We start from the raw sequence: 19,486 nt of genomic DNA, 5'->3' as shown, positions 1-19,486 counted from the left end.
AAATCCCTTTTGCATGCACTCGATAAATAAAGGTGATTATTTAACAATGAGACCTAGTATGCTCGATATAGAAACGGCTTGCATAGTGGTAACTATTGCGCCCTTAACATCAGCAATGTTTACTCCTATACCTTCAAGATTGCAACTGGTAAAATCTATTCCTTTAAGACTTGTAAAATTAAATTGAGCCTGGAGTAGATTAGACTCTTGAAATTCAACTTTTAAAAATTTTGAATTTTGAAAATCGGAAGAGCGTAATTGACATTGAAGGAATGCGACTTGTTTACAATTAGAATAACTAAAAAAAGCAAATTGACCGTTACAATTTTCAAAAATCACATTTCTCAAGGTAGCTTCATTTAAATTAATACCAATAATCTTACAATTTACAAATTCTACTCTATGTAACGAAGCCTCATTAAAATCTACATTTGATAAATCACAATTTTCAAATCTCACATCCATAAGTTCTATACGTCTAAAAGTTATTTTATTAAAAATAACTTTTTTAAATATAACTTGTTTAAAATTTACCATGTCTGCTTTATGGTTTTCTAAAGAGCAATCACTAATTGTTCCATAAGAAAATATAGCTTCATCCACTATGTTTTCTTTAGATAACTCTAGGATATCTAAATCGCTATCAAAGGTAGGTCTTAAAATCTTCGTTTTTAGTTTAGTGTTTTCCATGTGTATTACCTCCAATTTAATCTAAAAACAAATAACCCTACGTAAGGGTATGCTCTAAACGAACATTTCATTTATTCTTTCTCTATAATTATAACATTTTTTCACTAAATAAAAAATTAAAGGACTGTCTTTTGTAGGGCAAAATTTTGGAGCAGAAAAGTGGGATAGAATTTATAGGAGATTTTAGAGGTTGAATAATATAGTGTCTATGATATACTTTAAAAGTAAAAATTATTTATGTTTTAAAAATATGAGGTGAGTGAATATGATATATCCACATGGAAATATGTAAGGGCCATACGTCTTATAAAATAAGTTGTATTTAGGCGAATTATCGGTATAATTTCACATAGGAAAGCAGATCATGTAAGCGAAGCAAATTTCGCTTCGAGTATTGTGTATCTGCTCGTTATGTTAGCGTTGTAATTATTCAGTTGATAGGAGTGATACCATGAGAAACATAATAGAAGTTAAGGATTTTGTAAAGAAATATGATAAATTCACAGCAGTCGACAATGTTTCATTCGAGGTAGAAGAGGGAAGCATTTTTGCGTTTTTAGGTCCAAATGGAGCAGGTAAAAGCACAACCATCAATACTCTGTGTACTATATTTGATAAGACATCAGGAACCCTGACTATTGACGGAAAAGACGTTTCGCATGAAAAGGATGATGTTAGAAGTGTTATTGGGGTTGTTTTTCAGGAAACGACATTGGATAATAAAATGACCGTTCTTGAAAATTTAATTATGCATTGTCATTTTTATGGTATACCCAAAAGTGAAGTCACAGAGCGTATCCAATTTGTTTTAAATTTAGTGGATTTACTGGAGTGGAAAAAAGCAATGGTAAGCAGTCTGTCCGGCGGGATGAAACGTCGTGTGGAAATAGCCAGATCGCTACTACACTACCCAAAAGTATTGTTCTTAGATGAACCAACCACAGGTCTTGACCCTCAAACAAGGGCTCATATATGGAATTATATTGTAAAGCTTCAAAAGGAGAAGAATATTACTATTTTTTTAACTACGCATTACATGGATGAGGCCGAAATTTGCAGCAAAGTTGCCATTATGGATGGTGGTAAAATAGTTGCAATGGACACTCCGTATCGTTTGAAACAGCAATATACAAAGGATAAAGCAAATATTACAACTAGTGACGAGCAAGGTCTTGAGGCACTGCTAGACACTGCGGGGTTTAAATACATGAAAAAAACTGGTTATTATTCGATTGAAGTTAATAGTATACCAAAATTGATGGAGTTATTAAGTCAGCAGAAAGAGTCGATAACGGATTTGGAAATTAAAAAAGGCACATTGAATGATGTATTCTTAGAAATTACCGGAAAAGATATAAGGAAGTGAGAAATTTATGGATATTATATTAGCTTTATGGTTTAGAAACATTAAAATTTTTGTTCGCAATCGTGTTCAGCTTGTTTTCACGATTATCATGCCATTCTTCTTTTTATATGTGTTTAGTTCGATATTTAAAAATGACAATATTCAAAATCCAGTAAACTATATGCTCGCAGGTATTGTAATAACGACCGTCTTTCAAACTTCCCTTACTATTGCGACAAGTACAATTGAAGATATTGTTTCGGGATTTATGAAGGAGGTGTTAGTAAGTCCTGTTAAACGAATTCAGATTGCCGCGGGTCAGCTATTATCAGCAGCAACAATAGCAACCATGCAGGGTATTATTATTCTAATCATTGGTTATTTTATAGGGCTTAAATTCACATCCTGGATAACGCCATTTGCTGTAATCTGCGTGATGATTGTTGTTGGACTTGTGTTTTCGGGGTTAGGATTGTTTTTAGCAGCTCTGGTTAAAAATTCACAAACTTTTCAAATTGTAATAACGGCGATAACAATGCCGATGACATTCCTTTGTGGCGCATATATTCCGCTTTCAATGTTACCAAAAACAATGCAATATGTTGCTTATCTCAATCCAATGACATATACAACAGCATTTTTTAGAACTATAATACTGGAAAAGACGTCTTTAACAACCGATCAAATGGTTGCGGAACAGCTTGCTTTTAAAATAGGGGATTTTGTAATTACGCCTCTTATTAGCATGGCGATTGTAATCATTTTTGGGATCGTGTTTTTACTATTATCAACCTATGTTTTCTCAAGGGTGGATTTTTCAACAATTAATCGCTCAAAAAGTAAAGAGGCTGATATATGGAGTTAGTAATAATATGAGCAATGAGTATTAGCTAAGCAAAGTAATAAAGATAAACCTATATGTTCTGATATGACTGACGCTGATAAAAAGGCGTTAGTTTTTATTATTTAAGGTATAAATTCCTCCCCCAATTGCTAGAATAGTAAAAATTGCTCCTACTATATTATATAACATAAATTTGTACCCCCTACTTTCTTCATAATAGATTAGAGTTGCGACTTAATCCGTAGAAAAATTATACCATTAAAGTATTAAACTCCAATCTATCCTTTGCTTTTATATTAAATATGCCTTGACCTTCTGATATTAAATAATTAGTACTTAAACTCCGCTCTGTTCAACTTCACATTTCAATGGTACATATTTCTCAAAAGGTATTTTAAAATTATCCATATTTTCAACTTTGTTAAAAAATTCTTCTACAGAGTTGCAGTCGTATTCCCATAAATTTGTATCTAACCCTTGTAATTTAGCATTGGGTTTAAAGTATATTGTAAGTCTTAATTGCTCCATACCGTTATATTCTCCATCATCTAACTCAAAAGTAAATTGTCTAACAAACTCCGAATAAAATAAGGCTTCACCTTTAACTTCTTCTACTCCACATTGAAACAACAGACCATCATCAGCACAATCAACTTTGATACTAAAAAACTTTTTAAAAATTTCCAATGCCAATTTAGAATTTGGATTATTAAAATCAAAATTTGATTCACTTAACATATTAATTAATACTTCTTTGGATTCATTAGCATTTATCATTTTACCCTCCATTAAAATCTTATTTGGTACATAATTTTTTATTAATCTGACGCAACTCATAGGAATATTGTACCATTGGGTTATGCAAGTTGTCACAAATACCCTATTTTTATAAACACTAGCTATATTTCGGCATAATTTTTAATTTATGTATGTTATAATGCGAATGCAACATATCCAATAGGGGGAATATTAAATGAATAAAAACAAATTGTTAGCTAAGGTTGTGCTCATAACCGGTTTCATTTCCATAAGTAGTAACTTACGAATTGAGTAAACTTAAAAATTATTGGAGTCTACTACCCTAATACCTTTTTCAATGATGGCTTCAGTAAATAAACCATGCCCCTCAATTAAAGTACCACTAAAAGACCCATCATAGATAGTATTTACACCACAAGTAGGACTTCTTGACTGTAATATTGCTAAATCTATCTTTTGTCCCTTAATTTTCTCCATTGCAAGTTCTACTCCTTTGCGATATTCTGCATCTACATTCTCACCATTCTCAGACATTACAATGCCGTTTACTATCTCAGCACATGCCCTTGGGCATTTCATACCTGTCAGCAGTTCAGGACATATTTCAATCACAGTATGTCTTTGTATAAATTCAACTACACTTCTATTCAAATTATTTCCGCCATTATATTTGCAGTTTTGGCCTATTACACAGGCACTTACTAAAATATTCATGTACATCTCTCCCAACAATTCGGATTTATCCACGCGTTATATAAATAATGTTTACTTCACAATAATCGACTGTTGCGACAAATACAATTATTTAATTATACTATTATTACCGTAAATTGGATATTAAAAAGAATGTATGATTTTAACCAAATATTAAATGGTTACATAAAAACTTGAGATTATAAAAATAATCTGAAATTTTCATTAACTACGAAATAATATTTTTGCGTATGCTACCCCAAATTTGCTTTTAAAAAGTAAGCAAGTAGTATATAATAAATATAACGAACTGATGTTCTAATATGAGTAAATTAAGATTAATAAAAAGGAAGATGATTTATGCTATGAGTAAATTAATATTTCATATTGACGCAAATAGTGCCTATCTCTCATGGGAAGCTGCGTATAGACTTCAACAAGGTGAGCAGTTAGATCTTAGAACAGTACCATCTGTAGTAGGCGGAGATGAAGAAAGCAGGCATGGAATTGTTTTAACTAAATCATTGCCTGCTAAAAAATTTGATATTCACACAGGAGAGACGTTATATAGTGCAAGGGCTAAGTGTCCTGGAATAATAATTGTACCTCCAAGATATTCATTATATATGAAATGTAGCGAGGCTATGCATCAAATATTTTTAGAATACACTCCAATTATTCAGCGTTTTTCAGTTGATGAAAGTTTTTTAGATTTTTCTAATATGGAACATTTATATCCTGACTATTTGAAACTCGCTGAAACTATAAAAGAGAGGATAAAGAATGAGCTTGGGTTTACAGTGAACATAGGGATATCAAATAACAAACTGCTTGCAAAGGTAGCAACAGATTTTAAGAAGCCAGATAGAATTCACACACTTTTCCAAAATGAAATAAAAGATAAAATGTGGCCATTACCTGTTGAAGATTTATTTATGGTAGGTAGAGCGACAGCACCTAAATTGCACAATTTAAATATTAATACTATTGGGGAATTAGCAAATTATAATTTAGATATTTTAAAGAATAAATTAAAGAGTCATGGTCAAGTTATTTGGAATTACGCCAATGGCATCGAGTTTTCAGAAGTCCGCAAGAGCAATTATATTAAAGTGAAGGGTATAGGCAATTCTACAACAATAGCCTTTGATGTGGAAGATAAAGACACGGCTCATAAAGTATTACTATCCTTATGTGAAACAGTTTCCATGCGTTTAAGAGATTCACACAATTGTTGTACTGTGATAAGTATAAGCGTTAGGGGTAGCGACTTAATATTTTATTCTCGTCAAAAGAAAGTAGCTGTAGCAACTGACTCTACTCGCAAAATATATGAAATAGCATGCTATTTATTTGATAATGTTTGGAAAGGTAATCCAATAAGACACTTGGGGATACATATCACAGACTTTTGTAGTAATGAGTTTTATCAGTGTTCGTTACTAGATAGTTTTGATTATGAAAAAGATAAAAAGATAAATGATACCGTTGATAAAATAAGATTAAAATATGGGCCAAAAGCTGTAGTTCGGTCTTGTTTTCTTCATTCAGGACTAAATAGTATGTGTGGTGGAATGGCAGATGGTGAGGAAGATTATCCATTAATGAGCGCAATACTTTGAGGAGGTTTATAATAAATGAAGGTTTTAGCATTACCTGTAGAAATGGTTTCATACACGGATAATAAAGGCGATATAAAGCCTATAAGGTTTAGAATGCAAGTAGGCGATGAACCTATGCAAGTTATAAAAATAGATAAGGTTATAGTAAAAGATACTGAGAAATTGGCAGGTAATATTATGATTATTTATAAGTGTCAGAGTGTAATTGACGGAGCTGAAAAGTTATATGAGCTAAAGTATGAGATGGGTACTTGTAGGTGGATATTATTTAAAATTTAGATGTCAGACTATCAATTACTGAAATAATATAGCCTGTACACATTTTATATTTTATTAGTTTCTCATATTATGAATTGTGATTAATATGTTATTTTAATCATTAAGGAGAGAAATAAATAGAAGGGCACCTGGGCAGTTAGGTAGTTTTATTATGTATGATTATATGAAATTAATGGTAACCATGGTATGATATAAAATATATTTTGCGTCTAAATTCTATAATACGGCGAGGCAAATGGTATGAAATTAAATTTTCAGATTGGGTATTCCTCTTATATGAAATTGAATATGCGGTTCCTGCTAGATACTCAGATAGATATAGCAATAAGCGCTATTTAAATGTGAAAGATGTAAAAAAATTAATTATATTAGGTGGTGCAGAATAAATATGAAAATTCAAAACAAAAATACATATAGAGCAGTGCTTATTTTAGTAACAATAGATCAGGTTATTAAAATAGTAATTAACAACAATTTTCTTGACAAGAGATCTACAATATTGCCTCATTTGCTATATTTTGAGCCTATGTTCAATAGGCACTATTCATGGTTTAATTCTATGTTACAATTAGGTGTCGGTAAATATATACATATTTCACTAGTGGCAATTATGAGTATATTAATATATCTGTTTTATCAATATTTAAATAAACAATTTGGAACTAACAAAACTATTAATAGCATGTATGCTTTTATATTTTCTGGTGCTATGTGTTCATTAATTGACAAGATTTTTTGGAACGGTAGTTTAGATTACATATTAGTAAATGGTTTTTTCACGTTTGACTTAAAAGATGTATATATTAATATTTTTGTTGGGTTGCTAATCTTAACATTGCTCTTAAAAAACAAAGTTTTAGACCAAATTGATGATAATATAGTAAAAGATTTTACTGAATATATTCTACGAAAATTATAAACATAAATTACATCACTGAAAGAATAAGAATTATTAACAATTGTAGTTAAGTCACATTGTTCGTAAATCTCGTAATAAACAATTGCAAAATTACTTGAGAGAGCAGACGAAATAGACAGATTGTGTCATATAAATTGATACTGCCTTAGGGGGGATATTATGACAAGGAAATATAATTTATACCAAATTGACTCATTCACTAAGGAGAAGTTTTCTGGAAATCCAGCTGGAGTAATAACAAATGCTGACGGATTAACTGAAGCTGAAATGCAGAAAATAGCTAGGGAACTTAATAATTCTGAAACAGCATTTATTCTATCTTCAAATAATGATGAGTATGATGTTCACATACGGTTTTTCACTCCAACAAATGAAGTGCCAATTTGTGGACATGCAACTATTGCGGCTCACTATGCCCGTGCAATTGAAAACAGGCTTGTTACTTCTAGGGTTTATCATAAAACTGGTGCTGGAATTTTACCTGTTGATATAGTAAAAGAAAATGATGACTATAAAATTATTATGACACAAGGTAAGATTGAATTTGGATCGATTATTGATGGAATAAATATAAAAAATATTACATTGGCGTTGAATATAAGTAATAAGGATTTACTAGAAGATTATCCAATACAGGTAGTTTCAACAGGTCACTCTAAGGTTATGATTGGTATAAAAAACATTGAAACTTTAAATAAAATGAAACCAAATTATGATGCCCTTTCTAAATTGAGCAACGATATTAAGTGTAATGGATATTACGTTTTTACAGTTAATACTCAAGATACTGATATTTTAGTACATGGCAGAATGTTTGCTCCTGCGATAGGCATTAATGAAGATCCTGTAACTGGTAATGCAAATGGTCCTTTGGGTGCATATCTGGTTCATCACAAATTGGTTAATCATAATAATTCTTTATTTAGATTCAAAGCTAAACAAGGTGAAGCTATAAAAAGAACAGGTATTATCGACGTTGAGGTAAAGATAGAAAATAAAGAACCTGTAGAAATTAAAATTTCAGGAAATGCCATAATAGCATTTAAATCTGAATTATCATTGGAATGACTATCTTAAATAACAACCAATTTAGATAAGATAGAATAAAGTTTAATAGATAAATGAAATGCTGGGAGTGGATTTAGCGTGATTGAAAATCCGATCAAAAAAGAAGGTACAAACTAATTGATACTTTGATGAAATAGTGACAAATAATTAAATATTTATAAGTTTTCATGAAACCGGGGAGGTGTGTATATGGAGTATTGTGCGTGGCTACAGCAATTAATTAATGGTGAAAGAACTAAAGTTGGTGAGGGATACAAAGTTTACTATTCAAATAAGACCTTTGAAGAGCTTGATAGTATTAAAGGAAAAGAAGTATTTCTAGTTAATGAAAAAGAAATTGAAGATTTATTGTTTTTAGACTGCGAAAGGAAAATTATTGAGTTTAGCAAAGAAAAAGAAAACAGAGATGTATATGTTGTTGTATTAGAAATAGATACTGAGGTTGGAGGGATAGGGATATCAATTAATACCAATGAAGCGCTAGAAATAAGTGTGAAAGAAGACTCAAATTATAAACAAGTTCAGACTTTAGGATTAGATGGACTGAGATATAACCCAGCTGATTTTTCATATAGGTTTTTTGAAGAAATCTTATCTAAGGAATCTAAGGAGATTTTAGATGCTTATTATTGTATTAATAATGAACATCATATTTTAGATATTAGTAAAGCAATAGCGTTTAAAAGCGATTTCTTTGATAATGCACTCTTGTTGATTGGGATTAATTTAGTAAATAGATTAAAGCCAGTTTTTCAATATTTAAATAAAACACCGGATTTTATCGCTTATTATAAGGATGGTTTTTCCTGAAGTAAATTGTGGTATAAGGTGCTCCCATAGAAAAGTAAATGAAATTATAGAATTAGGAGGATAAAAAATGAAAGACGTGGCTAAAAGTGAAAAACAGTTGTTAGAACAACTTGGATCATGTCCTATATCAGAGGTTATAGGTATAGTGGATATAAACGGAGTTAGTGCTGGAAGAACAGGTGGTGAGAAGCTATGGACTTTAGGTGTGAAACTTGTTGCATGGAGAGTTGTGAAGGAATATCTAAAGACTGAACCATTACATATTAGACGAAAAGTTACTCATGAGGAACTGAATGATATTAGAAATATGATTAGGCCTGAGACAATAATAAAAATTAATGCTCGTGTTATAGAGGAGAGTGTATTTGGTAGATCTGATGCACTTTTTGAAGGATTTATTGAATTTGTTTCAAATGATAATGAATTAAACGTATATTTAGAGGAACTTAAAAAACCAATTATTTATATTGATAGTATCTTAGGAACATTTACTTTTAATAGGCAAGTTAATTGGTATATAGGAGATATAAGCTGGAATGGGAAAAGTATTAAACTGAATTTGTCGGTAGATGAACCAGAGGGCATAAATTTAGGTCTACAGGTTGCAAAAACCTTATGGGAAGATCAGGTAACATGGAATAACCGTGTATGCAAATATGCTGTACATGAATTATTGAAAATCAAAAATGAAAGTTGGCTTGAGGAAGAAGAGGACAAGGTAACATCTGAGCAGTTCAGAAATTGTATAATACTTGAAGAAATTACTATAAACCCAAATGGTGAATTCGAATTTTGGCACAATGATGGTGACTTATTCTGGGGACATTCAATTTTAATTTCAGGCAATTTGACTGACGGGCCAAATGATGCAGATATTACTGGATAGAGGAATAAATGATTGAAGTAGGGACAATGTTCTCGTATAACAGAATGTTGTCGTTTGCCTTGCTCGAGAGTATTTCGAATAGGTCATGTGATGTACTCAAGTCTATTTTTCAAATCAAGAAAATCTTCAAATCTTAGACAAGACACATTTCTTCACCAAGTCTGGTTAGGTTCAGAAATGTAGTCAACTGTGTGATGAAGTTTATGGGTAGATATTACTGCAGGGTCAAGTCCGGATGAAATAATGCGACCACTGTTTCTTGAATTCCGGTTTTAATTTTGGAAAGTGAACTTGGGCATATTGTAAGCATTTTATTGAGTATTTTAGGAGGATATGGTAAATTAATGTCGAAAAAGTTCCCACTCTTGTACTTATAGGAATTTTTAAAGGTAGGACATATATATATATTTTAATTTAAACCTTAGTCAAGAGGATTTAAATCAACTATTTAAGCCGTTTACACAGGCAGATAACTCAAATACTAGAAAATTTGGAGGAACTGGTCTTGGTCTTGAAATTAGTAAAGAATTAGTAAGGCTTATGGATGGCGCTAGAGTTAAGTGTATAGAAGCTGGTATGGATGATTATATCAGTAAGCCTATTAATTTTGAAAATCTGTTTAAAATTATAGAAGATGGCATAAAGAAGACATATGAGTAAAGGCAATAATCATAAAAAATTTCCGAAAGTTAGTAATAGAAATAACTATAATAAACAAAGCAAACCTAGTGATGAATCAATGGAAAAAGATTCTTTGTTTGGAATACCAATATAAGTAATGTTAATACATGAATTTTAAAACATTTTATATTAAGAATGTGCAGAATTAAAGGGTGGATTTAAATGATAGTATTTATAATAACGTTTGCTTTAGCAATACTAATAATAAGCATCATATGCTTAGATCTTAGCAATAAGGTACTTTTACTCAATAAAAAATTCATGAGCATATATTTTATTTTTGCACCTCATATTGTTTTGTTAGGGTGGCTTTTTAGCGAACGCACTAAATTTGGACAAGATAAAGTTATATGCAAATGGATTATTTTAATCCAAATAATTATTTTCAGTTTTTATATTTGGTTAAAAATAAACATAGCCCCAAACGCATTTAAGCAAATTGTTAACATTAGATTAAAGGTAATGTTAGGTGGCAAACGTCTTGTTCTCTATGGATTGTATGTAGCGTTTATTCAAATCTTAATATACATAATAGGGTTTAAAGCAATAAAAGACTTCGTTATTTCTAATAATATCGTTGTAATAGATGTTATTATTATGGTATTGACTACTATTACTTTACTTGCAAATGGAATGTTACGAATCTTATGTACTTCAAGAAGGCTAAGTATATTAAAAAGATATATAGTAGCCGTTATGGTCTTTATTCCAATTATAAATATTTTTATAATGTTGTATGCTTGTCATATTGCAAAAATAGAATATGATCATGAGTGTTATAAGGTAATTAATAATGAAGCACGTGTTGACTTAGAGGTATGTAAAACAAAATATCCTCTTGTGTTAGTTCATGGAGTTGGATTTAGAGATTTAAAATACATTAATTATTGGGGAAGAATACCTAAGGAATTGATTCGTAATGGGGCAACAGTTTATTATGGAAATCAAGAAGCTTGGGGAACAGTGGAATGTAATGCGCAGGACATTAAAGATAAAATTCTTGATATTGTTAAGGCAACAGGATGTGAAAAGGTAAATATTATAGCACATTCAAAAGGTGGATTAGATGCACGTTATATGATTAGTAAGTTAGAGATGGGGGAATATGTTGCATCGCTAACAATGGTGTCATCACCTCATAGAGGATGTAAGTTTGTTGATATTGCTTGTAATATGCCTGATAAGCTTTATAAAGCATATGTTTAGTGATTATATAGTGACCATTCCTTATATTTTAGTGAAGTTAACGGAAGGTGAAAATGATGGTTTAGTATCTATTAATTCTGCTAAATGGGGAGAATTTAAAGGTGTGCTTAAAAATAAGCATAGGCGTGGAATCTCTCATGGAGATATTATAGATTTAAGAAGAGATGATTATAAAGGATTTGATGTAATGGAAAAATATGTAGAGATTATATCAACCCTTAAAAATGAGGGATATTAAGTAAACCTACTTGTAAATATGCTAAATAAAGGTGTTTCCTCAGATGATTTTGTTATAAATGATACAAAATTTACAGCAGTTTTAATGACTACAAGTATATTGGGTGTGGTTACTATGATTGTGTTAAATAACGTTTATGATGAAAATATAATAACTGCTACAACAAATGCTTATGTAGAACTCCTTGTTAAAGGAGTTTCAAGAAAATAAAAGGAGCCAATAGATTATGATTTGGAACGTAGAAGCTATCTCTTTATTGATTTTAGGTAGATGTAAGGCTTAGTTGTATTTTAATTCCAAGAAATTTATATTGAAAGAGGTTCTAATAATGAAAGTTGTAGTAATTTACAAATCAAAAACAGGTTTTACAAAGCAATATGCAGAATGGATTGCAGAGGAGTTATCGGCTGATATTTTTGATGTTTCAAATGTTGCAACCAATATAGTGGCAGCCTATGACATCGTGATTTACGGTGGCAGTTTGTATGCTGTTGGTATCAATGGAGTAAAATATATAACAAAGAACTTGGATATACTTAAAGATAAAAAAGTCATTATTTTTGCAACGGGAGCATCTCCCTCTAGCCAAGAGGCGATAGATGAAGTAAGAAATACAAACTTTACTCCTGGAGAACAGAAACATATACAGTTCTTTTATTTAAGAGGTGGATTTAATTATAGTAAACTAAAGCCTTTTGATAAGGTGCTTATGACATTACTAAAATGGAAGATGCAGATGAAGGTGAAGATGAAAAAAGATTTAACACCTGATGAAAGAGGCATGCTAGCCTGCTACGATAAGCCCGTAGATTTTACAAGAAAGAAAAATATAGATAAAATAATCACTTATGTTAATTCATAACAGTATTTTATTGTTTAAGAACTAAAGCCATGTACTGGAATCAATATCCAGAATGTGGCCGGTTTTTACACGTATGTCAACTGTACCTGTAATTTTAGGTATTGATGAATTGACGTGTATGGTAGTTACACACAAACTTGTTGATGAAGTACTCAGAATGTATGATGGGATAATAGTAGCCAACAATGGAAGGATAGAGGAGATAGGTAATTTTGATGAATTAACACAGAAAAAAGGTTATTGTCCAACAGCCACAAACGGCAGCAATGCCTTTTTTCTTTTTCCTAAGATTGATGATAAATAGGTATAGTACATAAGATGAATCTTTGTACTATACCTATTTACCTGCCACTTATCATATATATATTGGGTTAGTATACAATTTACGGTAATGATAGTATAATTAAATAAATATTTTGTGTTACAACAGTATAATATTGCGTATTAAATATTATTTATACTACCTTTGAAAAAGAAAATAAGGATGAAGGGATTCATAAACATCACTGCTCTATGAACTATGAATATTTTTAGAAGGAGATGAAATAATATTAAATATTTAATATTTAATGGAAGCCCTCATAGGGGTAATACATGGCGGTTAGTTAAATTGATTCAGGAAGATTTACATGAAATCTCACCTGAATCAACATTTGAGGAAATACAGTTAACAGATTTGGAACTACCCTTTTGCACTGGATGTAGTCTTTGTTTTAGAAAAGGGCATGAACACTGTCCGCATCATAAAATTATGCAGAGAATAATTGATAAAATTGATGAAAGTGATGGCGTGATTTTTGCAATGACAACCTTTAATATGCAACCAAACGCTTTGACTAAAAATTTGATTGACCACTTGTGCTATATGTTTCACAGACCTCACTTTTTCAAAAACAAAGCAATAGTTGTTACAACAGTGGGTGGAGTAGGCGGTAATAGTGCAGTAAACTACCTTTCGGCGTGGCTAAAAGGAATTGGATTTAGCTATTGTTATAAATTACCTGTCATATCATATAGTTGGAATGATTATACAGTAAATAAAAGAATAAAAATAAAATGCAGAAGGTTGGCAGAAAAATTTCATAATGATGTTTCATCTAAAAAAATGCATACACCGAGTTTTGCTGTTTTAATACCATACAATCTATTTAGAGGAATGAGCCTTGGATTGTGACAATGTTAAATTCTAAATACAGGGGATATTTCAACTATTACGGAGTAATAGGAAATAGTAAGGGACTTAGTGAATTCTATGGACCATCCCTAAGAATATTGTATAAATGGATGAATCGTAGAAATCAAAGAAAGGGTTTCAACTTGGAAGAGTTTAATAAAAAGATGAATTGGTATGGACTAATTAAACATAGAGTAGTGGAAAGAGCAGAAACACAAATGAGAATCGAAACCTGTTTTGAGTGATTACGTAAGCGAATATATTTGAAGAGCCCGCTGCGGTAGTTCCGCACGCTGGGATCTGTGCGGAGTGTACTGGGTGACTAATACGTCTACCGTGACATTCTACGATACATGAATAATTGTAATATATAACGAACTAATGGAGGAGGGATTTTTATGAATTTAACAGTAAGAGAAGCAATTAGTAGTGATTACAATGATATTAGTAACCTTAATGCCGAGGTACATAATTTGCATGTTGAAAATAGACCAGATGTTTTTAATATCAATAATCCTTTATTAAAAGAGCATTTTAGTAATTTATTGAATACATATAATACAAAATTATTTGTTGTTGAAAATACTGATAAAAAAGAATCAATTGCTTATAGTACAGTGAAAATTATTGATATGCAAAGCGTATCAATATTAATACCAAGAAGAGTGGCTTATATAGATGATTTCTGTGTCAATTCAAATTATAAGAAAAATGGGATTGGAAGATTATTATTTCAATATATTGTAGATTATGTAAGAGCAGAAGGTGCTTCATCATTACAATTAGTTGTATGGGAATTTAATAAAGGTGCAATTTATTTTTATGAAAAAATGGGAATGTTAACAAGAAACAAAAAAATGGAATTAAATTTATAGTGGTTATAATTTACAACATTCTTTTATTGCTCGTCAACTGTATAAGCACCATAAACGGTTGTTTTTGGAACTGAATAGGTGTGTGGTATAACAGCCATTAGTGGGATAAATAGTAATGGTTATTATACCAAACAAATTACGCAAATAGGAGGCAGTTTATCTATGGAAACAGAAATATTAAATGTTAAAGATTTAAATATTAATTATAAAAATATTGTAAAAGGTGCAGAGTATCTAAGAAATGGTGAAGTGATTGCAATTCCAACAGAAACTGTTTATGGATTAGCCGCAGATGCTTTTAATGAAAATGCAATAAAAAAAATATTTGAAGTTAAAGGAAGGCCACAGGATAATCCATTATTGGTACATATATATAAATTGGAACAAGTGTATGACATATGCAAAGATATTTCAAAAGAAGCAGAGAAAGTATTTGGTACTTTTTGGCCGGGATCAGTAACTTTGATTTTTAATAAGAAAGATTGCATTTCAGATACAATTACTGCAGGAATGAAAACTGTAGGAGTTAGATTCCCAAAAAGTGAAATAGCAAGGGCTATAATTAAAGAAAGTGGAACTTTATTAGTAGCTCCATCTGCAAATTTATCAGGAAAGCCATCAACTACTAGTGCCGAGCATTGCTACAATGATTTAAATGGAAAAATTTCTTGTATTTTAGATGGAGGGCCGTGTTCAATTGGGTTAGAGTCAACAATTATAGATATGTCTACTCCAGCCCCAATACTGCTAAGGCCAGGAGCAATAAGCTTGGATGACATATGTAATGTGATTCCAAATCTTATATATAAAAAGGATTTATTAAGCGTGAAAGAAAATGAAATTCCAAAGGCTCCAGGAATGAAATATAAACACTATGCACCAGATGCACCACTAACATTGGTTGAAGGAGATTATGTAAAAACTTCTAAATGGATTAAAGAAAATGCAAATGAGAATGATGTTGTAATTTGTTTTCAAGAATTTTTAAACGATTTTAAGGACTATCAACATATATATAGTTTAGGAAGCTTTAAAATGTTAAATATAGCTGCACAAAAGATGTTTGATTTGATTAGAGAATGTGATAAATTGAGTGTAAGTCATATTTATATACAAGCTCCCAATAACAATGGGTTAGGGAATTCTATAATCAATCGATTAGAAAAAGCAAGTGCAGGAAACATTATTCATATATAAATCATATCGGTTGTTTTTAATTACAATAACAGGAACAGCTGTGATTATTAAGAGCAATATTGAGAATATATTGTAGGATATAATTGACGAACAAAATGCAGTAACTGTGATATGTCGAACTTACTAAACAGTGCGAATTGTAAATAATTTGTAAAAAGCAAAAGGCAACTTCTTTTTATTGAAGCTACCTTCCGGCTCATTATTCAAGCCAGGATGAAATAATCGCTCCTAGCATAGTACAAGCTATCCATACAGCAATATTTCCTACATTCTTTGACAGGATATTAAAATTAATCTCAACTACCTTATAATGTATGGAAAGTATTATGATGGATACTACGAAAAATCCTACTTTAAGATGCTTCATGACAATTCCTCATATAAATAATTCTCAAATTATTCATCGGATGTAGAATTACTTTTGCATCTTTTGCTAATCTATTTATAAGCTTTTGTAAATAATTTTTTAACTAAAGTAGGATATCTAAATTATTGACAATCTTATAATAATTATTCAATGAGGGTGATGAATAATTATTATAAAATTATTGTATAACTGTGGAAGAATAAGTAAAATTGCAATGCCATTCCCAAAAATAAAATAGTCAATTTATTTTTGGGGTAGTGTCAGCGAAAATGATATTTCGTACGTCAAGGAAAGTATAATTACAAAAATGTAATTATTTTACTTGACAAATTCATAAATCTAACTATTTTTATGAATTTAAATTTTAAAATCATTGTGTACGAATGTGGGTGTTTTTGCCTATCCCCCCCAATATTCGTTGCGTTTTGTCGAATTACGATAAAATTATTCCAAATAAGACGGTTAAAGTTAATACGTCAATTAGGTAAAATTATATTTATAGCAATAAGATGAATTGCAAGCAGGAGGTATATATGAGAAAAAAGATTTCAATTGTAACCGTGCAAAGGCGGCTTTTGATGAGCTGGGCGTTAAAAAGTTGCATACTGTCAAGGCTCTGCAAATAGAATATTCCGAGCTACTCACCCAAAAGAAAAAAGCCTATACAAAGTACCATTCGGTAAAAAAAGAAATGTAGGAAGTAGTTACCGCAAATGCAAATGTTGATCGTCTTATAGGCGACGATATGGCTCATCGAAAAAAAGAAAAATAACAGGAGCAGAGATAATCTGACCTGTGATTTTTTCAGCTCACGGAGTGAGCGTAGCCACACAATTTATTGTGTGTTCAGTGGGGATTGGGGATACTCCCCAATAAGCAGATTTTCCAAAAATCCCGCAAGGGGATTTTGAGCAAATTCGCAAGGTATGTACCACCTTGGCCTGCTTGCCGGAATACTGACATTTAAAGCCGCCTAACATCTTTAGCCTTTGCGGGAGCGCGAACGCTTTTCAACGCTCCTGTAATTTTTTGTTTTATACCTCAGCATGTAAATTTCCGTCAAAATAAATACAATAGAGTTATGAAGGTATTATGCGTGAATTATATAACGACAAAAGAAGCAGCGAAAATTTCGGGAATCACAGACAGAATGGTTGTGTGCCATTGCTCTTCCGGGCGGATTAAGGGAGCTAAAAAAATGGGAAATACATGGCTTGTTCCTGCTGACACTGAAAAACCGGCTGACGGACGATATAGGAGCAGTAAAGTAAAGGATGGTGAAAATAAATGAAACGGATATTTTTGGTTGAGGACGATAAGGCAATCGCTAAAAACCTTATGCTTTTGCTCCGCGCGGAGAAATTTACAGTCACCCACGCCCCTACGCGGAGTGAAGCCCTTGCCGCTCTTGCCGGGAATAAATTTGACTTGGCGTTGATTGATATTTCTTTACCTGACGGAAATGGCTTTATGGTTTGCACGGAAATCAAAGAAACGCAAGATATTCCCGTTATCTTTCTGACGGCTTACGACGATGAGGCGAGTGTTGTTACCGGCCTGAATATGGGCGCGGACGACTATATCACCAAGCCTTTTCGTCCGCGTGAATTGATTGCGCGAATTGGAACCGCCCTGCGAAAAAGCGGGCGTTCTAGGTCGGCTTTTGAAATCCGAGGGCTTTATGTCGATACGGCAAGCGGCGTTGTGAAGAAAAACGGCAACGAGGTTTTCCTTTCAGCATTAGAATACCGCTTGTTGCTGGTGTTTATTAGAAACCCCAAAAGCATTATCACGAGGGGCAGGCTACTTGACGAATTGTGGGACGCGGCGGGCGAGTTTGTCAATGACAATACATTGACCGTGTACATCAAACGCCTGCGGGAGAAGATAGAGAACAACCCCGCAAGTCCGCAAATCGTTCTGACCGTTCGCGGAACGGGGTATAGATTGGGGGGCGAGTATGCTTCGGAATAGAGAGTTTCGGCAGCTTGCAATCTTGTTCTCCTTAATAGCTACCACCACTGTAACGCTGGGATTTACAATAAATAGGTTGGCTGGAATCCTTGCCATTGCTTCTGCCGCCGTCTTTGGCACAGCGTTTTTCGCGTTTACCAAAGCCCGATACAAAAGCATTGCTCGGATTTCAGATCAAATCGATCTTGTGCTTCATAATGCTGACCATTTGTATATTGGTGAATCGGACGAGGGCGAACTTTCCATTCTGCACAGCGAGATAACAAAAATGACGTTGCGCATTCGGGAGCAAAACGACGTGCTGAAAAAAGAAAAAGAACATCTTGCAGGTTCGCTGGCCGACATAGCCCACCAACTCCGAACCCCGCTCACATCCGTGAACCTCATTCTGTCATTGTTAGCGAATAACCCTGATGAAACCGAGCGGAAAGCATTTGTGCGGGAAACAGAGGAATTGCTTGTGCGGATGGATTGGCTGATTACTTCCCTATTGAAGTTATCCCGCTTGGACGCGGGCATTGTGGTGTTCCAAAGCGAGCAGATAGATGTAAACAACTTGATATGTGCCGCGATTCGCCCGTTTCTAATCCCAATGGAACTGCACGATATTGATTTTCAAATAGATGCACCGAAAGGTATGATTATTCAGGGTGATTCAGGTTGGCTTTCGGAAGCAATTCAAAACATCCTCAAAAATTGCATGGAGAGCGCAGGCGAGAACGGGAAGATTGAGATTGTCTGCACGGACAACCCACTGTTTACCGAGATTGCCATCCACGACAGTGGCGCGGGCTTTGAAAAAGAAGATTTACCCTGCCTGTTTAACAGGTTTTATCGTGGGAAAAACCCAAACGCTACAGGATACGGGATTGGATTGGCTCTCTGCAAGATGATTATAACACGGCAGGGAGGGACGATTACCGCAAAAAATCACCCGCAGGGCGGCGCAATATTTGCCATTCGTTTCCCAAAGTGACTAATCTCTCACCTGAAAGTC

23 protein-coding genes and 2 pseudogenes are annotated in these 19,486 nt (G+C 32.7%); 21 read left to right on the top strand and 4 right to left on the bottom strand.

Annotated features, from left to right (window positions below; all coding sequences use genetic code 11):
* Nucleotides 1–36: 36 nt before the first annotated feature.
* A complete protein-coding gene (locus KTC94_RS05515; protein ID WP_220320226.1) occupies nucleotides 37–690 on the bottom strand; it encodes a pentapeptide repeat-containing protein in 654 nt (217 codons plus the stop codon).
* A gap of 451 nt (nucleotides 691–1,141) precedes the next feature.
* On the opposite strand from KTC94_RS05515, the gene KTC94_RS05510 reads away from it, so the two are divergent.
* Nucleotides 1,142–2,056: an ATP-binding cassette domain-containing protein gene (locus tag KTC94_RS05510; RefSeq protein WP_216303826.1), complete on the top strand. Its 915-nt coding sequence runs from the start codon at nucleotides 1,142–1,144 to the stop codon at nucleotides 2,054–2,056.
* Between the two features lie 7 nt (nucleotides 2,057–2,063).
* Nucleotides 2,064–2,900: an ABC transporter permease gene (locus KTC94_RS05505; RefSeq protein ID WP_220320225.1), complete on the top strand. Its 837-nt coding sequence runs from the start codon at nucleotides 2,064–2,066 to the stop codon at nucleotides 2,898–2,900.
* A 315-nt stretch (nucleotides 2,901–3,215) separates the two neighbouring features.
* Here the strand turns inward: KTC94_RS05505 and KTC94_RS05500 are convergent, their stop codons facing one another.
* Both KTC94_RS05500 and KTC94_RS05495 read right to left on the bottom strand, forming a co-directional pair.
* Nucleotides 3,216–3,656, bottom strand: a complete 441-nt coding sequence (locus tag KTC94_RS05500) for a hypothetical protein (RefSeq protein ID WP_220286639.1) — start codon at nucleotides 3,654–3,656, stop codon at nucleotides 3,216–3,218.
* Nucleotides 3,657–3,935: 279 nt separating this feature from the next.
* Nucleotides 3,936–4,352, bottom strand: a complete 417-nt coding sequence (locus tag KTC94_RS05495; RefSeq protein ID WP_220320224.1) for a DUF523 domain-containing protein — start codon at nucleotides 4,350–4,352, stop codon at nucleotides 3,936–3,938.
* A 344-nt stretch (nucleotides 4,353–4,696) separates the two neighbouring features.
* On the opposite strand from KTC94_RS05495, the gene KTC94_RS05490 reads away from it, so the two are divergent.
* The 16 genes and pseudogenes from KTC94_RS05490 to KTC94_RS05415 all read left to right on the top strand — a co-directional run bounded on the left by KTC94_RS05490 (nucleotide 4,697) and on the right by KTC94_RS05415 (nucleotide 16,148).
* Nucleotides 4,697–5,953: a DNA polymerase IV gene (locus tag KTC94_RS05490; protein WP_220320252.1), complete on the top strand. Its 1,257-nt coding sequence runs from the start codon at nucleotides 4,697–4,699 to the stop codon at nucleotides 5,951–5,953.
* Between the two features lie 15 nt (nucleotides 5,954–5,968).
* Entirely contained in the window at nucleotides 5,969–6,232 is a 264-nt protein-coding gene (locus KTC94_RS05485; RefSeq protein ID WP_220286642.1) for a hypothetical protein, read from the top strand.
* A gap of 388 nt (nucleotides 6,233–6,620) precedes the next feature.
* Nucleotides 6,621–7,151: a signal peptidase II gene (locus KTC94_RS05480; protein ID WP_220320223.1), complete on the top strand. Its 531-nt coding sequence runs from the start codon at nucleotides 6,621–6,623 to the stop codon at nucleotides 7,149–7,151.
* Between the two features lie 159 nt (nucleotides 7,152–7,310).
* Nucleotides 7,311–8,219: a PhzF family isomerase gene (locus tag KTC94_RS05475; RefSeq protein WP_220286644.1), complete on the top strand. Its 909-nt coding sequence runs from the start codon at nucleotides 7,311–7,313 to the stop codon at nucleotides 8,217–8,219.
* Between the two features lie 189 nt (nucleotides 8,220–8,408).
* Nucleotides 8,409–9,029, top strand: a complete 621-nt coding sequence (locus tag KTC94_RS05470; protein ID WP_220286645.1) for a DUF4303 domain-containing protein — start codon at nucleotides 8,409–8,411, stop codon at nucleotides 9,027–9,029.
* 67 nt (nucleotides 9,030–9,096) lie between these two features.
* The gene (locus KTC94_RS05465; protein WP_220286646.1) at nucleotides 9,097–9,915 is read left to right on the top strand and encodes a DUF2262 domain-containing protein; all 819 of its coding nucleotides are present in this window, start codon (nucleotides 9,097–9,099) and stop codon (nucleotides 9,913–9,915) included.
* 429 nt (nucleotides 9,916–10,344) lie between these two features.
* Nucleotides 10,345–10,464: pseudogene (locus tag KTC94_RS17735) on the top strand (ATP-binding protein); the annotation flags it as partial.
* A gap of 103 nt (nucleotides 10,465–10,567) precedes the next feature.
* Nucleotides 10,568–10,690: a hypothetical protein gene (locus KTC94_RS05455; RefSeq protein WP_258280718.1), complete on the top strand. Its 123-nt coding sequence runs from the start codon at nucleotides 10,568–10,570 to the stop codon at nucleotides 10,688–10,690.
* Nucleotides 10,691–10,758: 68 nt separating this feature from the next.
* Nucleotides 10,759–12,040: pseudogene (locus KTC94_RS05450) on the top strand (esterase/lipase family protein).
* A gap of 18 nt (nucleotides 12,041–12,058) precedes the next feature.
* Nucleotides 12,059–12,250 carry a hypothetical protein gene (locus tag KTC94_RS05445; RefSeq protein WP_216303605.1) on the top strand — a complete coding sequence of 64 codons (192 nt, stop codon included), beginning with the start codon at nucleotides 12,059–12,061 and terminating at the stop codon, nucleotides 12,248–12,250.
* 118 nt (nucleotides 12,251–12,368) lie between these two features.
* Nucleotides 12,369–12,902, top strand: coding sequence for a flavodoxin domain-containing protein (locus KTC94_RS05440; RefSeq protein ID WP_216303606.1), 534 nt, complete (start codon nucleotides 12,369–12,371; stop codon nucleotides 12,900–12,902).
* A gap of 73 nt (nucleotides 12,903–12,975) precedes the next feature.
* Complete coding sequence (locus KTC94_RS05435; RefSeq protein ID WP_220320222.1) at nucleotides 12,976–13,206, top strand: hypothetical protein; 231 nt, start codon at nucleotides 12,976–12,978, stop codon at nucleotides 13,204–13,206.
* A 246-nt stretch (nucleotides 13,207–13,452) separates the two neighbouring features.
* The gene (locus tag KTC94_RS05430; RefSeq protein WP_220320251.1) at nucleotides 13,453–14,076 is read left to right on the top strand and encodes a flavodoxin family protein; all 624 of its coding nucleotides are present in this window, start codon (nucleotides 13,453–13,455) and stop codon (nucleotides 14,074–14,076) included.
* Between the two features lie 2 nt (nucleotides 14,077–14,078).
* Nucleotides 14,079–14,321 carry a hypothetical protein gene (locus tag KTC94_RS05425; RefSeq protein WP_220286648.1) on the top strand — a complete coding sequence of 81 codons (243 nt, stop codon included), beginning with the start codon at nucleotides 14,079–14,081 and terminating at the stop codon, nucleotides 14,319–14,321.
* Between the two features lie 153 nt (nucleotides 14,322–14,474).
* Nucleotides 14,475–14,951: a GNAT family N-acetyltransferase gene (locus KTC94_RS05420; RefSeq protein ID WP_220286649.1), complete on the top strand. Its 477-nt coding sequence runs from the start codon at nucleotides 14,475–14,477 to the stop codon at nucleotides 14,949–14,951.
* Between the two features lie 162 nt (nucleotides 14,952–15,113).
* On the top strand, nucleotides 15,114–16,148 hold the full coding sequence (locus KTC94_RS05415) for an L-threonylcarbamoyladenylate synthase (RefSeq protein WP_220286650.1): 1,035 nt from the start codon (nucleotides 15,114–15,116) through the stop codon (nucleotides 16,146–16,148).
* Between the two features lie 199 nt (nucleotides 16,149–16,347).
* Here the strand turns inward: KTC94_RS05415 and KTC94_RS05410 are convergent, their stop codons facing one another.
* Nucleotides 16,348–16,515 carry a hypothetical protein gene (locus KTC94_RS05410; RefSeq protein ID WP_220286651.1) on the bottom strand — a complete coding sequence of 56 codons (168 nt, stop codon included), beginning with the start codon at nucleotides 16,513–16,515 and terminating at the stop codon, nucleotides 16,348–16,350.
* 1,081 nt (nucleotides 16,516–17,596) lie between these two features.
* Between KTC94_RS05410 and KTC94_RS05405 the strand changes: the two genes are divergently transcribed.
* Genes KTC94_RS05405 through KTC94_RS05395 form a run of 3 tightly spaced genes read left to right on the top strand, consistent with a single transcriptional unit; the run spans nucleotide 17,597 to nucleotide 19,465 of the window.
* Nucleotides 17,597–17,806 carry a helix-turn-helix domain-containing protein gene (locus tag KTC94_RS05405; protein ID WP_253198218.1) on the top strand — a complete coding sequence of 70 codons (210 nt, stop codon included), beginning with the start codon at nucleotides 17,597–17,599 and terminating at the stop codon, nucleotides 17,804–17,806.
* Nucleotides 17,803–18,489 carry a response regulator transcription factor gene (locus KTC94_RS05400; protein ID WP_220286652.1) on the top strand — a complete coding sequence of 229 codons (687 nt, stop codon included), beginning with the start codon at nucleotides 17,803–17,805 and terminating at the stop codon, nucleotides 18,487–18,489. Before KTC94_RS05405 ends, KTC94_RS05400 begins: the two co-directional genes overlap by 4 nt.
* Nucleotides 18,476–19,465, top strand: coding sequence for a sensor histidine kinase KdpD (locus KTC94_RS05395; protein WP_220286653.1), 990 nt, complete (start codon nucleotides 18,476–18,478; stop codon nucleotides 19,463–19,465). The genes KTC94_RS05400 and KTC94_RS05395 overlap by 14 nt, the downstream gene beginning before the upstream one ends.
* Nucleotides 19,466–19,486 lie beyond the last annotated feature (21 nt).

Source organism: Clostridium sp. CM028 (assembly GCF_030585565.1).
GTDB lineage: Bacteria > Bacillota > Clostridia > Clostridiales > Clostridiaceae > Clostridium_AD > Clostridium_AD estertheticum_B.
Note: the sequence above shows the minus strand (reverse complement) of the source record. Positions and strands in the feature narration are given on the sequence as shown.

Coding starts and splice junctions, on each gene's coding strand:
- KTC94_RS05515 (WP_220320226.1), bottom strand. CDS start 690: ATGGAAAACACTAAACTAAAAACGAAGATTTTAAGACCTACCTTTGAT.
- KTC94_RS05510 (WP_216303826.1), top strand. CDS start 1,142: ATGAGAAACATAATAGAAGTTAAGGATTTTGTAAAGAAATATGATAAA.
- KTC94_RS05505 (WP_220320225.1), top strand. CDS start 2,064: ATGGATATTATATTAGCTTTATGGTTTAGAAACATTAAAATTTTTGTT.
- KTC94_RS05500 (WP_220286639.1), bottom strand. CDS start 3,656: ATGATAAATGCTAATGAATCCAAAGAAGTATTAATTAATATGTTAAGT.
- KTC94_RS05495 (WP_220320224.1), bottom strand. CDS start 4,352: ATGAATATTTTAGTAAGTGCCTGTGTAATAGGCCAAAACTGCAAATAT.
- KTC94_RS05490 (WP_220320252.1), top strand. CDS start 4,697: ATGAGTAAATTAATATTTCATATTGACGCAAATAGTGCCTATCTCTCA.
- KTC94_RS05485 (WP_220286642.1), top strand. CDS start 5,969: ATGAAGGTTTTAGCATTACCTGTAGAAATGGTTTCATACACGGATAAT.
- KTC94_RS05480 (WP_220320223.1), top strand. CDS start 6,621: ATGAAAATTCAAAACAAAAATACATATAGAGCAGTGCTTATTTTAGTA.
- KTC94_RS05475 (WP_220286644.1), top strand. CDS start 7,311: ATGACAAGGAAATATAATTTATACCAAATTGACTCATTCACTAAGGAG.
- KTC94_RS05470 (WP_220286645.1), top strand. CDS start 8,409: ATGGAGTATTGTGCGTGGCTACAGCAATTAATTAATGGTGAAAGAACT.
- KTC94_RS05465 (WP_220286646.1), top strand. CDS start 9,097: ATGAAAGACGTGGCTAAAAGTGAAAAACAGTTGTTAGAACAACTTGGA.
- KTC94_RS05455 (WP_258280718.1), top strand. CDS start 10,568: ATGAGTAAAGGCAATAATCATAAAAAATTTCCGAAAGTTAGTAATAGA.
- KTC94_RS05445 (WP_216303605.1), top strand. CDS start 12,059: ATGCTAAATAAAGGTGTTTCCTCAGATGATTTTGTTATAAATGATACA.
- KTC94_RS05440 (WP_216303606.1), top strand. CDS start 12,369: ATGAAAGTTGTAGTAATTTACAAATCAAAAACAGGTTTTACAAAGCAA.
- KTC94_RS05435 (WP_220320222.1), top strand. CDS start 12,976: ATGTCAACTGTACCTGTAATTTTAGGTATTGATGAATTGACGTGTATG.
- KTC94_RS05425 (WP_220286648.1), top strand. CDS start 14,079: ATGTTAAATTCTAAATACAGGGGATATTTCAACTATTACGGAGTAATA.
- KTC94_RS05420 (WP_220286649.1), top strand. CDS start 14,475: ATGAATTTAACAGTAAGAGAAGCAATTAGTAGTGATTACAATGATATT.
- KTC94_RS05415 (WP_220286650.1), top strand. CDS start 15,114: ATGGAAACAGAAATATTAAATGTTAAAGATTTAAATATTAATTATAAA.
- KTC94_RS05410 (WP_220286651.1), bottom strand. CDS start 16,515: ATGAAGCATCTTAAAGTAGGATTTTTCGTAGTATCCATCATAATACTT.
- KTC94_RS05405 (WP_253198218.1), top strand. CDS start 17,597: ATGAAGGTATTATGCGTGAATTATATAACGACAAAAGAAGCAGCGAAA.
- KTC94_RS05400 (WP_220286652.1), top strand. CDS start 17,803: ATGAAACGGATATTTTTGGTTGAGGACGATAAGGCAATCGCTAAAAAC.
- KTC94_RS05395 (WP_220286653.1), top strand. CDS start 18,476: ATGCTTCGGAATAGAGAGTTTCGGCAGCTTGCAATCTTGTTCTCCTTA.